Below are 15,736 nucleotides of genomic sequence, written 5' to 3' on the forward strand. Positions count from 1 at the left end.
GGGGCACATGCTTCGGTGAGCGTGGCCCTCCCCCTCCGTCTTCTATCAAACCGAGTGATTCAAACGTGCTGAACCGTGAAGCTATTAGAATGACTCGATGACTTCGCCGCTGTTGATGGTACCGAGCGCCGACCACGTTTTGATGTTGATCGACTCGGTCAGGAAGTGGATGCTTCCATCGCCGAACAACACCTGTGCTCCTCCGGGATGCACGCTGCTGGTCGTATACGCATAGTTTCCGTTGATGACGTACACATCGTCGGACGCCCGCTCGATGCGAGTCCAGATGCGATAAGGGATGTTGTCGTAAGAGCCCATCCACAATGAACCTTGAGGTGTTCCTTGCGTCGTTCTTTCAGTAATGACGATGGTGTTGCTCAAGCCGTCGATGAAATCGCGGAACTTTCGCGGTGTCGGTATATCGGTTGATTCGGGCATGGCAGCGAACTGATCCGAGCAAGTCGTCGCCGTGGGGCTGTTGTAATAACAGGCCGTGCGAGCGCCAACGTAGTTGGATTTGCCATAACTTCCCATCTCAAGATTGAGCTCGCCCATCGGATCCGAGGGGCAATTAAAGCCAGCGATACCTTGCTTGGCATCAATGTCCTTGGCGTTGGTCGCTGCTGGAGTGCCCGATTGAACGCCGACCCAGTAATTAGTCGTTGAATTGCCATCAAACGCGAGGTGGCTTTTCATTTGATCGTGAAGGGAGTTTTGCTCCATGAAAGGCAAGACCATTGCGCCCCATGCGATCCGGTTCTGGATAACGATGCTAGGAGGTATCGAGTTGAGCGTGTCGTGGTAGTTGTGCAGTGCGAGTCCAATCTGCTTGAGATTGTTTGAACACTGCATTCGGCGAGCGGCCTCGCGAGCGGACTGGACCGCGGGTAATAGCAGTCCGACCAGAACGCCGATGATCGCGATGACCACAAGCAATTCCACCAGAGTGAATCCGTCGTTTCGTTTCGAGCTGTAGCGTTTCATAGAATGACCCTCAAGTACTAGATAAGTAAGGAAAAGAACTTTTTGAAAGCGAGGGGGGGATGAGTAGTGGTGGTCGTGCATCCGCAGCATGATAAGAAAATGGGCCCTTGAATCGATTTCGCCTTGGTCTGTGTGAGCAGGGCGAGTCTTCGTCAAGGTGGCGGTGCAAAACTTGCGTGTCCCCTCTTTCGGTCAATTTGAAATTACCGGATTAGGTGGTCGATGTCTAGGAAATTGTTCCGCTATTTTGCTCTTGAACGCATGAATTTTAGTGGTGCCATTCTTCTGTTTTAAGAGTTGATAATGGGGGGCATGCATATTTTGGCGACGGGTTCTTGGGGGGCTAGGCAAGCGGCGTACGGTGAAAAACATGCTAGATTCCCGTGTGATTCGCCATTGTTGGCGGCTGCCAATAAGCCCTTGTGCAGGTCTTCGGTATCCCGCAGATCGACTTGCTTGGGCGTGCATGGGCATGACACCTCGCGGGGGCGGATCCCGAGGCTGAAGTGGACGCGATCGGTCCAAGTTCACCGCGATGGTGCCGCTGATGAGTTGCACGCAGCGGTTACAGCGTTACGCGCAGCGGTAGTGCGGTTCCGCCATGAGGGGCGACGCGGGGGGGCTCGCTTGCGTGTTGCAGTGCCACTTCCGCCGCTTTGCTTTGGGGACGCCGTCGCGTCACCTCTCTTTTATTGGGAAACAGGTGAGGAGAGAGCAGGCTTAGGGAGGAAGGAGCCGTCGGTGACTCGATTCCTTCAGGCACTGGGTCTAGAGCGTCGTTTGAAACGCGTTCCAGGGTTGCATGGCGAATGCCGAAATAGAAGTGAGAGCGAAGCGATCGTGGTTGGTTTGGTTTACCGATCGCGGTTGGCTGAATCCAGCGTCTTTACATTGAGTGATGGCGGGCGGGGGGGCAGCCTTGCCGTGTGAATTTAAGGTTAGAGGGGGCTCATGCTTTTGTAAGCATGGCCCCCTCTTTCTTCTATTTGAACGAGTTATTCAGACGTGCTGAACAGTGAGAGCACTAGTATGGCTCGATGACTTCGCCGCTGTTGACGGTGCCGAGCGCCGCCCAGGTTTTAACGTTGATCGAGTCGGTCAAGAAGTGGACGCTTCCATCGCTGAATAGATGCTGTGCCCCTCCTGGATGTACGCTGCTCGTCGTCCAAGGAAAGTTATTGTTGATGACGTAATCGGCCGCCTGTCGATAGATGCGTGTCCAGACGCGTGCTCCCTCAGCGTCATAGCTGCCCATCCACAGTGCTCCAAGGGGGGAACCTTGCGTCGTTCTTTCAGTAATGATCAGGGTATTGCTAAGCCCGTCAACGAAGTCGCGGAACTTCCGTGCTGTCGGTATATCGGTCGATAAGGGCATCGCAGCGTACTGGTCCGAACATGTTGTCGCCGTGGGGCTGCTGAAGTAACAGGCCGTACGTGCACCTACATAGTTGGACTTGCCGTAATTAGACATCTCCGTGTTGATTTCGCCCATCGGATCCGAGGGACAGTTGTAGGCAGCAATGCCTTGCCTGGCATCAATGTCGTTGGCGTTGGCGGCCAATGGCGATCCCGATTGGACGCCGACCCAATAATTGGTCGTTGAATTGCCGTCAAACGCGAGGTGGTTTTTCATTTGGTCGAACATGGTGTTCTGTTCGAGGTAAGGCAAAATCATCGCACCCCATCCGACTCGGTTCTGAGTGACAAAGCTATAGGGCAGCGCATTGAGGGAGTCGTGGTAGTTGTGCAGTGCGAGTCCAATCTGCTTGAAATTGTTCGAGCACTGCATTCGGCGAGCGGCCTCGCGAGCGGCCTGAACCGCGGGTAATAGCAGTCCAACCAAGACGCCAATGATCGCGATGACCACAAGCAATTCCACTAGAGTAAATCCATCGTTTCGGTTCGCGCGGTAGCGGTTCATGTAATGACCCTCAAATACCAGGAATAAGTAAGGAAAAGAAGTGTTTAAAAAGCAAAAGGAGACGCTGATGATTGCGGCTCCGCAGCGTGATGAGAAAAGTGCCTTTGGCTAAACATCACCGCGGTCAATATGGCATTGGCGAGTGTCGCCCAAAGTCGCAGTGATGGATGCGTCCCCCTCGGAAGAGGGCGTTTTGGAATTTAGCCAATTGGATGTCAAATGTCTAGGAAATTATTGTTTTTTTTTTGCTTTTGGTGACATCGTTGAGACTGGAGTAACGTTCTGTTTTCAGAATCGAATGTTGGGGGCAGACAGCCTGTCAGAGGCTGCCTGGGGCGGCTGACTGCATTGAGGTACACCAAGCGATCTGCGGCGAGAAACCGCCAAATTCTTATCGGGTTCCTAAGGCCACCCCCTCGCTCCAAGCCTTTGAACGGGGCTTCGGTGTCCCTTAAAACGACTTGTGTTGCTGATGGGGAACGAGTCGAGGCTGCACTCCGATAGTGAACCAGACGAGGTCAGCTGGAGTGGCTTGAGGTCGCTCCATTGCTGACTTGCGCGCAGCGGCATTGTGCGGTAGCGAGGTGAAAGGGGGGCGGCGTGGGCATCGTTTGCGTGTGACGATGCCGCTGCCTACTCGCCGTGAAGCTTTGCGACGACAATCTTGGGCGCTCACAGGGCGAGAATCCGTTTCGAGATCCAGCCCTGGCCACTGACGCCAACCACGGAAAGTCAAGTTTCCGTGGCATTCTTCTACTGCGACGCTAGGCGCTTGAGCCTTGAGTGGGGTTGGCTTTGGGAGGGGTGCGAGGTGCAACGGGGCCTCCGGATTTCAGATCGAAATTGACCTCGTTGAGACCTGATTTAAGCTCCGCTTTCAATTCGGTATCAGCGTTGTAGCGGGCTGGTAGCGTTTCGACAGGGGCAGCCTCTGATTCAGCAGAGGCTGCGGAGGTGATGCGTACGGTATGGCTGCCGACTTCCGCACCCAAACGATCGAATGTGTACGAAAGTTCATACTTGCCGTCCTGGTCGGTTTGCCCCGTGGATGCACGGCCCTCAGCCGGAGTGAAGGTGACGAGTGCATTAGGAAGGGGAGCCCCGTCGAGCGTTACCTTTCCCGTGACGTTCGCAAAATCAGAACATCCACCACACCACAAGACGCTACAAGTCACCAAGATCGCAAGCCAAGAGCGGGAGGGTTGATAGGGAGCCATGCGGGAATCCTCGAGAACTGAAGAGTGAATAGAATGTCGTTCCTCCGTCGCAACGGATAAGCGTAGCGCGTCGATCGGTATTTGTCAAGAACGACAGCCCCCTGAGCTGCGGGGCGTTCCCCGTCATTCGTGGTGTTTTTTCGCGTGATATTGAGGTGAATGAATGTGATCTCCGGTGCGGTGGCTTGTGTCTCTTGGGTGGGGTTGCGTTGCGCCGGAGGTGCGATGCATCCATTTGTTTCGTGTTCCTGTGGGACGTGGCTTTCGGTTGTGTCAGTCGTTGACGTTTCCAGCAAGTGGCTCGTTCGCCGGACGCTTGCTGATTCACTCGTTTCAGTTTCAAGGCAAGCTCTGTGTACGTTACTTGTAACTTCGCGTGATCACGCGTGTATCCCGACGAGTCATGAAGGTGTGAATACAGAGTGGCGCCGCTGCGGAACTCGATTTCGTTGCCAGTGAATTAGGACGTCGTTGAATCAAGAAGTCGTTGACCTAGGACGTCGTTGACCTAGGAAGTCGTTAAGCACAAACGTCACTATTGAAATCCAATGACGCGTCCGATCGTCATCCCGATCGAGGGTTGTATGGAAACGCAGCAAGGCGGGGAGACGTGACGAGGGGGGGCTTTTCAGGGCACGCACGTTACGTCTTTCCACCTCCACGACTTGGCGTCACGTTTGCCAAGCCGATTACGATCGGTTCCAGCACAGGGTCGGCCTAAGCATGGGGGCGGCCTAAGCACGGGCTCGACTCAAAAGGAGTCATCGGGACGGGGATCATCGGGAGCAACGGTGTCAGGCTATGGTGCATTTGTCCGAGCCACAGGGGGTGACGTCGCATTCGTGAACGCTCCGTAGCGTTAACCGCGCTGATTGACCGCGTGCGGGTAGGGGAAGTAGGTCGGTGGGCTGCGGCGAGTTTGGCTGCGGCGAGTTTGGTTGCGGACAAGGCGTGAATCGTCCGCCGGCGAAAGTCGCAAGGAGTCCCCGAATGCGTGCCGGAGCAGGATTAGGCCATGCGGCAAAGCAGCGGTTTCGTGGCGTCCCCCCCATTCGTCTTGCTTTTGCTTGAACCAAAAGTGCGTATTGTGACGCTCTGGAAATGCCTAATTCAGAGGGGATGCGGGTTTTGAGTGGGGAATTTCTATTGTCAAGTCGATGACCGAATGACGCTGGATTGCTAGGCTAACTTGAAGCCGGATTCGCCGTGGCACAAGGAATAATGGAGCCCCCCAATATGAACGCCCCGATCATCACCGATTTGAGTCAAGCCGCTTCGCCCCAACCGAAGCCCTTTGTGCACCTGCATTGCCACAGCCACTACAGTCTGTTGGACGGTGCTGGCGATATTGGTCGGCTCGTCGATCGCTGTGTCAGCCACGGCATGAACTCGATGGCGCTCACCGATCACGGCAACTTGCATGGTGCGCTGGAGTTCTATCGCAAGGCCAAGGGCGCCGGAATCAATCCGATTATCGGGTACGAAGCCTATATCGCGCCGGGTAGCCGGTTCGATAAGGGAGGCGCTAGCAGTAGCAAGGACGCCAGTTATCACTTGACGCTTTTGGCAAAAAATCGCGTCGGTTTTGGGAACCTCGTCAAACTGGCCTCCGCCGCCTCGCTCGAAGGATTCTATTTCAAGCCGCGAATTGACAAAGAGATTCTGGAAAAATATAGCGAGGGGCTGATTTGTTTGTCGGGCTGTGTCAGCAGTGAATTCAGCCGCGCCGTGATGAAGGGAGTCGACACCGCCGAGCATGAAAAAGAGGCTCGTGATATCGCCGGTTGGTTCCACAAAGTGTTCGATGATCGTTATTTCATCGAAATCATGAACAACGATGTGCAAATCCAAAAAATGCAATTGGAAGGCGCCGTTGATATCGCTAAACGCATGGGGTTGCCGTTGGTCGCGACCAGCGATTGTCACTACGTCGATCAAGAGGACTCCGAAGCCCAAGACATCATGCTGTGTATCAACACGGGGCGTTTTCGGACCGACACGTCGCGGTTCAAGATGGAGAACGACCAGTTCTTCTTGCGCAGCCCCGACCAGATGTACGAAAAGTTCCCAGGGCTCGAGGATGCCGTCGCGCGCAGTCAAGAGATCGCCGATACGGTTGATATCGAAATCGAGTTTGGCAAGCACTTCTTCCCCAATTTCGAATGTCCCGACGACAAGGCGCCGATTGATTATTTGCGGGAACTTTGCGTGCAAGGATTGCTCGATCGTTACGAGGGCGATCCCGAGCGAATCATTGATGGCGAGTTGTCCGAAGAAGTGATCGCGCGTTTGGATCGCGAACTTGGGGTGATCAAGAAACTCGGGTTCCCAACGTACTTTTTGATCGTGTGGGATTTCGTTAACTACGCTCGTGATCAAGGGATTGCCGCGACCGCTCGTGGTAGCGGTGTCGGGGCGATCGTTTGTTACGCACTTTACATGTCGCACGTCTGTCCACTGCGGTACGATTTGCTGTTTGAACGGTTCTTGGATGAAAGTCGTACCGAGCCGCCTGATATCGATATCGACTTTGAAAAAGAGCGTCGCACCGAGGTCATCGATTATGTGAAGCGGCGTTATGGCAGCGAAATGGTTTGCCAAATTGGGACGTTCGGTACGCTGGCCGCTCGGGCGGCGATCAAAGACACCGGGCGGGCGCTGGGGATGCCGCTGGGACGAGTCAACCAGATCACCGAAATGGTGCCCGATGAGCTGAAGATCACGATCAAGAAGTCACTCGAAAAGAGTGCCGACTTGAAAATGACCTACGACGGCGATCCCGAAGTTCGCGAAATGTTGGACCTGGCGATGAAAATCGAAGGTTTGGCGCGGAACATCGGAACGCATGCGGCCGCCGTCGTGATCGCCGACAAACCGCTGCCAGAGTACGTACCTCTGACGCGGGTGCCGGGCAAGCAAGATGTGATCACCCAGTGGTCGATGAACGACGTCGAAGCGTCGGGGCTGCTGAAGATGGACTTCCTCGGTCTTCGCAACCTGACGATCATGAGCCGGACGGTCAAATTGATCGAACAAACGACCGGCAAGGTCGTCGATCCGCTCAAATTCCCACTCGACGACAAAGCATCGTACGCGTTGCTTCAGCGGGGCGAGACCAAGGGTGTGTTCCAGCTCGAGTCGGGCGGGATTCGCGATTTGTTGACCCGCATGAAGCCCGACCAGTTCAGCGACATCATCGCGACCGCCGCTCTGTATCGACCGGGACCGCTTGAGGGCGGGATGGTTGACGATTACGTGAATATCAAACACGGTCGTCAAGAGCCCGAATACAAGCACCCCGTGCTCAAAGAAATTCTTGAAGAGACCAATTCGATCATGGTCTACCAAGAACAGGTGATGCGGATTCTAAACCGGCTGGGGAATGTGCCTCTCTCCAATGCCTATACTTGTATTAAGGCGATCAGTAAGAAGAAAGAGGCGCTGATCAACCAGAACCACGATATTTTTATTGTCGGAAGTGTTGAAAATGGGCTGTCTGAAAAAGATGCCGAAGACATTTGGAATCTGATCGTTAAGTTTGCGGGTTACGGTTTCAATAAATCGCACAGTACCGCCTACGCGTTGATCGCGTTTCAAACCGCCTACCTAAAGGCCCATTATCCGGTCGAGTTCATGGCAGCGTTGCTGTCGAGTGATATCTCAGGACGCAACTTTAAGCGTAAAGATGCGTTGATCGAGCACATCGAAGATTGTGAACGGATGAACATTGAGGTCGTTAACCCCGATGTGAATCAAAGCGATTCGGACTTCTCCGTTGCCGATGGTAAAATCTTCTTTGCACTTTCAGCCATCAAGGGCTGTGGAGGTGCAACGGCGATCTCGGTTGCCGAAGAACGTAAAAAGAATGGTCCTTACAAAGATATCTATGACTTCTGTGAACGTATCGACCAATCGGCTTGTAACAAGTCGGCGATCGAAACGTTGATCAAAGCTGGTGCGATGGATTGTTTTGGTGCCAAGCGAAGCCAGTTGGTTGCGGTGATCGAACGAGCGTTGCAGTCCGGAGCCGCAATTCAAGCAGACAAAAAGAGCGGGCAAGCCAGTTTGTTTGGTGCGTTTGACGACGAAGAGGAAGAGGAGGAAGCGAAGGCGTCGGCGCCATTGCCCGAGATGGACGAGTGGCCCGAACGAGAGAAGTTGATCGCCGAAAAAGAAGTCCTCGGGTACTATCTCGATAGCCATCCGTTGGCGGAGTTCGAGCCCAAGCTAGCCACCTTCCGAACTCACACAACCGATAAGCTTGGCGATATCAAAGATCGCGGCGAGGTGACGCTCGGCGGCATGATCAGTTCGATCAAAATCGCGCATACCAAAAATCCCAAGCCGGGGGCGCCGTCAAAGTACGCGAACTTTGACCTCGAAGACATGCAAGGTGCAATCCGTTGTATTGTGTGGCCCAAAGGGTTCGCTGATATCGGGCATCATGTCGTCCCCGATGCCGTTGTGTTAGCCAAAGGCAAAGTGGATCGCCGCGGTGGCGGTGACGAAGCCAACTTGATCGTCGATGAGTTGATTCCGTTGGATGGACTCGGCCAACGGTATACCCACGGCATGCGTCTGCGACTTGACGAGGCGACGCATACCCCCGAGACGATGACGCGGCTGCGTGAGATTCTGCGAGGCTATCCGGGCAAGCAAGAAATGATGTTCAGCTTGGAACTCAACGAAGGCGAGGTCGTGCATCTGAAGAGCGAAAAGTACCGCGTCGAAATCACCGATGAGCTACGCAATCGCGTCGATGACTTGCTCGGCGCTGGGCACTACAAATTGATGATGACCAAGCCATCACGGTAGATCAACGTCGCGGGTTCGCGCGGCGAACCCGCGTTTGGATCGCGGCGCGTGATCGGTGTCGCGTTTTGATCGCGGAGCGATCACCGACAATGCTACAAATACTCTTGCTTCTTGACTAAGCCAGGCATCGGGATGCTGTAGCGGCCTTCGGTGTTCGCTTTCAGTGGCGATTCGGAATCCAGCGTCAAGTCGGCGATGTTTGGTGCGAACTCATGATCGTGGCTCATGAATTTCTCAAGCGTGATCTCTTGCCCGGTGTGAGCCGCCATGCGTCCCATCGACGTGACCGCGCTGGCCATCACGCCTCGCTCCACTTCGTTGTAAGGCGTGTCGTTGCGAATCGCCGCGATCAAATCCGCCCATTCCAATTGGTACGGGTTCTCTTCGCGTTCGGGCCAATCCCACAACAGTTTGCCTTTGTCCATGTTGTGCCCTGCATAAATTCGGCTCTTCGCAGGCGTGTGCGCCGCCGAAGAAACCACCGCCAATCCCTTGCTGCCATGGGCGTACGTGGCAAATTCCTGTTTGCAACCGGCAATCGTTCGTCCGTCAACCAACAATTTGGTCCCGTCGGCGAAGGTGTATTCCATTCCGTACGAATCAAAGTTTTGGTCGATCATGTCGCCACGGTAATGACGGCCGCCGACCGCATGGACGCGGACCGGCCATTCGTTTTTCATCCAACAGGCTTCGTCGATGTTGTGAATCAAGAAGTCGCTGACCGCACCACCGCTAAGCCATAGGAAGCCATGGAAATTCTTGATTTGGTACTGCAGCTCACTTAGATCGGTGGTGTTGGGCGGCACGGCCGCCGATGCGGTGGGCCCCGCCATCCGGTAAGCACGCAGCAGGGAAACGTCGCCAATTTCACCGTTCTGAATGCGATCGAACAACTCTTGGCGAACTTTGCAGTGACGGCACATCAATCCGACGCCGACCTTCAAGTTCTTGTCTAACGCTTTCTTGTTGATCTCTAGCATGCGTGCGGAGGTCGGTGCATCGATCGTGACCGGTTTCTCCATGAACACGTGAACCCCCTTCTCGATGGCGTAGCCGTAATGCACCCAGCGGAATGCAGGCGGGGTTGCGAAAATGGCGATGTCACCGGGACGCAGACAATCGATCGCCTTCTTGTAACCATCAAAACCAATGAATTGGCGTTCTTCGGGAACATCGACTTTGCTACCGACGTCCTTGTGCTTGGACAGCGCGGTGTGAGTGCTCTTGAGATTGGTTTCAAAGACGTCCGCCAATGCGACTAATTGGATCGGGCCATTGTCGACCGACAACGCGTTGAGCGCCGCCCCGGTACCACGGCCTCCACAGCCAACCAAGGCAACGCGGATCGTATTGTCCTCGGCCGCGTGCACGTGCTGAGCCGACGCGGCAACCAGGGTCGTGGCTGCAGCGACTTGGCTACTGCTTTTCAGAAATTCGCGACGTGACGAACCGCGGGACTCGTTTTCCAATTTCATATCAGCGTTCCGGGGGGAGGAGAGAGGTAAACGGAGACTTAGTGTTGACTATTCTACGGGATCTTTTTGCTCGGGCGCTGTGTTGTCCCACTTGTTGGTCTTTTCTTCGGCCGAAGGCTCGACCAGCGGACGGACCACGCGAAAACCGACGCCCTGGGCGTCGGTCAGATACCAGATGCTTTGAGGAAGTTGAGGGTCTTGCTCTTTCCACTCTTCGCTGGATCCTTCGCGAACGCCGCAGCGAAGCATGTCGGGGTCATCGTCCCAACCGCCACCGCGTACGACGCGTGGATACAGTGTGCTGGGGATCGCCAACGGATTTTTGATTTTGGGGTTCTGCGAATAGAAGTCGGCAACGTATTGATCGAGCACCCATTCGGCAACGTTGCCGTGCATGTCGTACAGTCCCCATGGATTGGGTTTCTTTTGACCGACTTCGTGATACGCGTCATCGCTGTTGTCAAAATACCACGCGTAGTCATCAAGTTGTTCGGGATCATCGCCGAACGAGTAGGCGGTTTGAGTTCCCGCACGAGCGGCGTACTCCCATTCCGCCTCGGTGGGCAAGCGATAGTAACGGCCTGTTTTTGCCGATAACCATTTGCAAAACGTGCGTGCCGCGTGTTGCGTCATGCTGATCGCGGGATAGCGTTCCTTGCCCATCCCAAAACTCATGTCGGTGTAAGGTTCGGTCGGTTTGGAAACGCCATCGACAAGTGCGTCGCGTGGGGAGGCGGGGATCGACAACATCTGACGACGTCGTTGATCCATCTGCTCGCTCCAGACATCGTATTGGTCCCACGTGATTTCGTACTTGCCCATCCAAAAGGGATCGACTGTGACTTCATGCTGCGGCCCTTCGTCCTCGTTGCGATCCGCTTCGCTCTCGGGCGTCCCCATCGTAAACGTGCCCCCTTTGATCGGAACCATTTCGATCGCTAATTCAGTATGCTCGATCGGTTCGGCGTACCGTTTCATCTCCGCGGGGGCCTTCGCGACAGCGTCCGGAACCTCCAACACAGCGTCGTTTGCAGTGCTGGGGTGATGGGAAAACGCGATCGCCAAAGCGACGACCGCCGCGAGCAGGGATTGGGTTTGGGGGGGCGAAAGCATCGTTCGGGCGTAGTTAAGGTAGGAGGTGAAGGGCACTGGACGTTCGCCATTATAGCCACCACTTCGAGCGGTGTGTGTCGAATGCGATCGACTTTGGTAGCGCTCGCGGCGTGGGGGGGCTGGGCTGCAGCTGCAGTCGCGATCTTTCGCGTGGCGAGGTCCCACTTTCGCGCGGTGAGGTCGCAGACGCGAGTCACCTTTCCCAGCGGCGCGACGCGTGCGACTTTTAAGCCCTTCCAAGGGAGAGGGTTAGAGCATTTAGCATTTTGCTGTAGCTCTACCGTCGCCTGACGGTGGGCCCCCGTTCTGGCGAACGCAGCTACGGCCTAAATCCCAGAGCATTTGTCAAATGGCTCTCGTGTGCTTCACCTTCTGCGAAACGAGTGATGCGCAGGTCCGAACGAGCCGAGCAAGTTCACCGGTGGGGCCGCGGGGCCGCAGGGGACTAGCGATGACCACGTGCCAGTTCAGCCTCACCGGCCCCTCGTGCGAAGATCTCGTGGAAGGCTGGGTTTTCGACTCTCTCCGCTGACGTAGGGAGGGGGACGCAGGGAGGGGGACGCAAGTTGTTGCGACTGCTTCCGAAGCTAGGTTAGGGAAGATCGTTGTCACGGACTTCGGCGAGTCGGGCGGCGAGCTTTTGTTTGAATCCTTCGACTACGGCAGCATAGGCTTCGTCCGCTGCCAGATTATTGTATTGCTTGGGGTCGCGGCGGACGTCGAACAATTCGATTCCCCCCGAGGCATCTTCGTTGTATTGCAGGTAGGCCCAATCCTGCTCTCGCAATAGAAATCCCTTTCGGCTCGGTGCCACACTGAACGCTGCTTCACGCACGGTGACACTCGGATCGTCTAACATTGCCGAGATGTCTTGGCCTTGCAGACGCTCGGGGATTGGCATGCCGCACAGCGCAGCCGTCGTGGGATACAAGTCAATCAATTCGACGAGACTGTGGCAAACCGCAGGTTGCTTACCCGGAACGCTGATGATCAGCGGCACCGATGCCGACTCGTCGCGGAGGCTGACTTTGGCCCAGAAATCGTGTTCGCCTAGATGGTAGCCATGATCGCTGGTGAAGATCACGATCGTGTTGTCTCTCAACCCCGCGGCATCGAGCGCCGCGATCACCTTGCCGACTTGGGCATCCATGAATGCCACCGAAGCATAGTAACCGCCCATGGCTTTTTTTTGTCGGCGAACATCCATTTGCATGTTCTGACTCGTTTTGTAGTTGATCCCTGGTTTGGGAATATCGTCCCAGTCGCCAGCGATTTTTTCGGGCAACACCATGCTGTCGAAGGGCTTGAAAGGTTCGTAGTAGGCGCGTGGGGCAACAAACGGCACATGGGGGCGAACGAAGCCAACGCCCAACCAAAATGGGGTGTCGCGGTGTTGTTGGATCAATTCAACGGCTTTGGCGGACGTTTTGCCATCGCTGTGCACCATGTCGTCTCCATCGGCTTCGACGACGACGAAGGTGTTTCCGCCGACCACCGGTTTTTTACCGTCAGGATTGCGTTCGAGTGTTTCTCCATCACCGGGCGCTTTCCATTCCGGTCCAGGGCTATTGAAGCGTTCGCTCCACGAACGAGCGTCATCGGCTTCATTGCCTCCGCTTTCGATACCGCCGGGCACCCCCATGTGAAAAATCTTGCTGACGCGGGCCGAGTAATAACCGCGGTCCTTGAAGTGTTCCGACCATGTCGCCCGGTCACCAATCTGAGGTCGCGGGCTCTTGTAGCCCAATACCCCTGTTGCATGAGGGTAGTAGCCCGACATAAACGAAGCTCGCGAAGGACCACAGTAAGTGGCTTGGCAATAGGCTTGCGTGAATCGAGTCCCACGCTCGGCCAACGCGTCAATGTTGGGTGTTTCGCAGACCGTGTTCCCATAACACGACAATGCGGTTGACGTTAAGTCATCCGCAATGATGAACAACACGTTGTACTTGGGCTGTGCGTTGGGCGTCGCTTCATCGGCAGCCTGGGTCAGCGATTGAAATCCGAAGCAGATGATTCCGAGTGAAACTGCGAGTAGGCGAATCGGAGAGGTGGGCATGGAGTGTATGGGGGTGAGAGGGAGAGGCTCACTGTGTTTAAACACGGATGGTAGTTCAAACCTAACCGAAAACCCCGATCCGACGGCGCTAGCCGCGGTTTTTTTTGAGGTTTACAGAGAGGCGTTTAGTGAATGTAGCCTTGCGGAGAGAGGCGAACCAGTTTGGTTTCCTGACGCTTCCATAAACCGGTGCGTCCCAGGATGGTGCCGATTTGAGTCAGTTCGCATTCGTGGTCCATCGCTAACACCTTGTCGGCATCGGATTGGCTCATCGTCAGGATCAACTCAAAGTCTTCGCCATCGCTCCAAGCATGCTCAAACGGGGTACGGCCGGTTTGTTCGGCCAGGATGATTGCGTCATCGTGAATGGGGATCGCAGTGATATTCAATTCCACCCCAACGCCGCTGGAGGCGCACAGTCGATCGAGATCCAACGAGAGTCCATCGCTAATGTCGATCGCGGCATGCACGTCGACCTGTTCACGCAATCGGTTGGCAAACTCGACTCTCGGGGTGGGACGCAAGTGTCGGCCCCGAATGCTGCCACCGACAAAACCGGTCACCAGCACGGCGTCGTTCTCCTGAGCGCCACTTCGGAGCCACGGATTTCCCGCAGGGACATTGCCGAGCAGCGTGATGTTGACGGCGAGCGGGCCGTCGTAGGTCGAGAGGTCGCCGCCGGCGATGGCGACTTGGAACTCCGCAGCCGCTTGCAGAATTCCTTCGTACACCTCTCCGGCAATGCGCGTCGCGTTTTGTTTGGGAAGGGCTAGGGTGACGAGCGCCGAAGTCGGCACGGCCCCCATCGCCGCGATGTCGCTGAGGTTGATCGCCATCGCTTTGTAGCCTGCATCGGCGTAGGAATGTTCCGCAGAGACAAAGTCGACGCCGTCAATAATCTGGTCCGTACACGCGATTAAGTTTGCCGCAGGGGGCTCCATCACGGCGGCGTCATCCCCAATGCCAACGGTGACTTGCGGAAGCGAGCGGCAACGGCCGCGGAGATAAGCGAGAAAAGACTGTTCCATGTTCAATTAGCGTGTTTTTAGAGGGGAGATTGGCGTTCGGGCACGGTCTGTGGGCTCGCAAAACCGCCGGTTGCGAGCGTTAAAACGAGGCATTTGTGTTAAACCCCGCTTAAAACCGGGGGCTTACGCCCAGAAGTGTCCCCCGTCGCTCGGCAACACACAATCCCATCAAGCCGCCCACTCCCCTTCTCCTCACTCCCAACTCCCAGCTCCCCACTTTCCCCTCCCCCGCCTGTGGAACATTTCTCGATTTTGTGTGAAACTGGAAAAACAGGGCAGTTCTGAGCAAAAACGCTGGACCAGCCCTACTAGACACTCCTATTATTCGAATGTCCCCCAACCAACCACTGGGTCCATCAGACCGACGGATTTGCGAAACACGCTGTCCTCAAATTGCCAACGAGTTCATGGAGCGGGGAATTACCGGTTATGCCTGATATTTTTCTCAACACGACCGTACAAGCTGGGCTTTCCCTTCTGATCCTATGCATCCTGATTGCGGCGGCATTTTATCTTGTGTCAAGCTATCGGGGCTACAACGCCAACGACCGGGATACAGCCTGCGATACGCTAGCAAATTTGAAAGAAATGCATCTCCGGGGTGACATCAGCGAAGCAGAATACCGAACTATAGAAACGACAACCCGACGTCAACTTGCAGACCGAATCCAAAGCGAGCCTTCTCGTCCTCAGGACGAGGGAGCCGCCGAGGCCTGAGTGATCTGAACAATCGATCCGAGACTCCTTTCCCGTTATCGAATCAAGCCGCCTCTTGAGGTAGCCGATTCGATAACAACGCTCGGTGCAGAGAATTCGGAATCAATGCTCGGCAAGCAACACCGCTCTAAGAATGAAACGTGTTGCCTTGTGTTGGTTTACGAGGCTGACCTCTCGAGACAATCTTTTCGAACGAATGACCCTTCCCTATCCATGGGGGCGTTCAATCGGAAAACATATATTTCGTTTAATTAGAATCAAACCACAATCGGCTCGAGTCTTTCGAGGAAACGGATGACCTAGCGGTGTCAGTTTTTATTGACCTGGTTGCACCCTTTGGGGTGTCAACATGGAGGTCGACAAAGACATCACCAAAAGCATTCGAGCCCGTGGCCCTAACCGTTTGA

The 15,736-nt window shown here is 55.2% G+C and carries 10 protein-coding genes; 3 read left to right on the forward strand and 7 right to left on the reverse strand.

The window, feature by feature from the left end; all coding sequences use genetic code 11:
* Window positions 1-84 precede the first annotated feature (84 nt).
* Entirely contained in the window at window positions 85-984 is a 900-nt protein-coding gene (locus Pla52o_RS02625; protein ID WP_146593008.1) for a DUF1559 domain-containing protein, read from the reverse strand.
* 741 nt (window positions 985-1,725) lie between these two features.
* On the opposite strand from Pla52o_RS02625, the gene Pla52o_RS02630 reads away from it, so the two are divergent.
* On the forward strand, window positions 1,726-1,914 hold the full coding sequence (locus tag Pla52o_RS02630; RefSeq protein WP_146593009.1) for a hypothetical protein: 189 nt from the start codon (window positions 1,726-1,728) through the stop codon (window positions 1,912-1,914).
* Between the two features lie 94 nt (window positions 1,915-2,008).
* On the opposite strand, the gene Pla52o_RS02635 is transcribed toward Pla52o_RS02630, so the two are convergent.
* Complete coding sequence (locus tag Pla52o_RS02635) at window positions 2,009-2,905, reverse strand: DUF1559 domain-containing protein (RefSeq protein ID WP_146593010.1); 897 nt, start codon at window positions 2,903-2,905, stop codon at window positions 2,009-2,011.
* Between the two features lie 764 nt (window positions 2,906-3,669).
* Window positions 3,670-4,122 carry a carboxypeptidase-like regulatory domain-containing protein gene (locus Pla52o_RS02640; RefSeq protein WP_146593011.1) on the reverse strand — a complete coding sequence of 151 codons (453 nt, stop codon included), beginning with the start codon at window positions 4,120-4,122 and terminating at the stop codon, window positions 3,670-3,672.
* 1,236 nt (window positions 4,123-5,358) lie between these two features.
* On the opposite strand from Pla52o_RS02640, the gene dnaE reads away from it, so the two are divergent.
* Window positions 5,359-8,937 (forward strand): DNA polymerase III subunit alpha, encoded by a 3,579-nt coding sequence (gene dnaE, locus Pla52o_RS02645; protein ID WP_146593012.1) that lies wholly within the window; start codon window positions 5,359-5,361, stop codon window positions 8,935-8,937.
* Window positions 8,938-9,029: 92 nt separating this feature from the next.
* On the opposite strand, the gene Pla52o_RS02650 is transcribed toward dnaE, so the two are convergent.
* The 4 genes from Pla52o_RS02650 to thiL form a co-directional block, all read right to left on the reverse strand.
* Complete coding sequence (locus tag Pla52o_RS02650) at window positions 9,030-10,412, reverse strand: Gfo/Idh/MocA family protein (RefSeq protein ID WP_146593013.1); 1,383 nt, start codon at window positions 10,410-10,412, stop codon at window positions 9,030-9,032.
* Between the two features lie 48 nt (window positions 10,413-10,460).
* Window positions 10,461-11,525 carry a formylglycine-generating enzyme family protein gene (locus tag Pla52o_RS02655; RefSeq protein WP_146593014.1) on the reverse strand — a complete coding sequence of 355 codons (1,065 nt, stop codon included), beginning with the start codon at window positions 11,523-11,525 and terminating at the stop codon, window positions 10,461-10,463.
* Window positions 11,526-12,117: 592 nt separating this feature from the next.
* Window positions 12,118-13,584 (reverse strand): sulfatase, encoded by a 1,467-nt coding sequence (locus Pla52o_RS02660; protein WP_146593015.1) that lies wholly within the window; start codon window positions 13,582-13,584, stop codon window positions 12,118-12,120.
* Window positions 13,585-13,709: 125 nt separating this feature from the next.
* Window positions 13,710-14,612 (reverse strand): thiamine-phosphate kinase, encoded by a 903-nt coding sequence (gene thiL, locus Pla52o_RS02665; RefSeq protein WP_146593016.1) that lies wholly within the window; start codon window positions 14,610-14,612, stop codon window positions 13,710-13,712.
* A 429-nt stretch (window positions 14,613-15,041) separates the two neighbouring features.
* On the opposite strand from thiL, the gene Pla52o_RS02670 reads away from it, so the two are divergent.
* Complete coding sequence (locus Pla52o_RS02670; RefSeq protein ID WP_146593017.1) at window positions 15,042-15,329, forward strand: hypothetical protein; 288 nt, start codon at window positions 15,042-15,044, stop codon at window positions 15,327-15,329.
* Window positions 15,330-15,736 lie beyond the last annotated feature (407 nt).

Source organism: Novipirellula galeiformis (assembly GCF_007860095.1).
Classification (GTDB): domain Bacteria; phylum Planctomycetota; class Planctomycetia; order Pirellulales; family Pirellulaceae; genus Novipirellula; species Novipirellula galeiformis.

Coding starts and splice junctions, on each gene's coding strand:
- thiL (WP_146593016.1), bottom strand. CDS start 14,612: ATGGAACAGTCTTTTCTCGCTTATCTCCGCGGCCGTTGCCGCTCGCTT.
- Pla52o_RS02635 (WP_146593010.1), bottom strand. CDS start 2,905: ATGAACCGCTACCGCGCGAACCGAAACGATGGATTTACTCTAGTGGAA.
- Pla52o_RS02625 (WP_146593008.1), bottom strand. CDS start 984: ATGAAACGCTACAGCTCGAAACGAAACGACGGATTCACTCTGGTGGAA.
- Pla52o_RS02670 (WP_146593017.1), top strand. CDS start 15,042: ATGCCTGATATTTTTCTCAACACGACCGTACAAGCTGGGCTTTCCCTT.
- Pla52o_RS02655 (WP_146593014.1), bottom strand. CDS start 11,525: ATGCTTTCGCCCCCCCAAACCCAATCCCTGCTCGCGGCGGTCGTCGCT.
- Pla52o_RS02660 (WP_146593015.1), bottom strand. CDS start 13,584: ATGCCCACCTCTCCGATTCGCCTACTCGCAGTTTCACTCGGAATCATC.
- dnaE (WP_146593012.1), top strand. CDS start 5,359: ATGAACGCCCCGATCATCACCGATTTGAGTCAAGCCGCTTCGCCCCAA.
- Pla52o_RS02640 (WP_146593011.1), bottom strand. CDS start 4,122: ATGGCTCCCTATCAACCCTCCCGCTCTTGGCTTGCGATCTTGGTGACT.
- Pla52o_RS02650 (WP_146593013.1), bottom strand. CDS start 10,412: ATGAAATTGGAAAACGAGTCCCGCGGTTCGTCACGTCGCGAATTTCTG.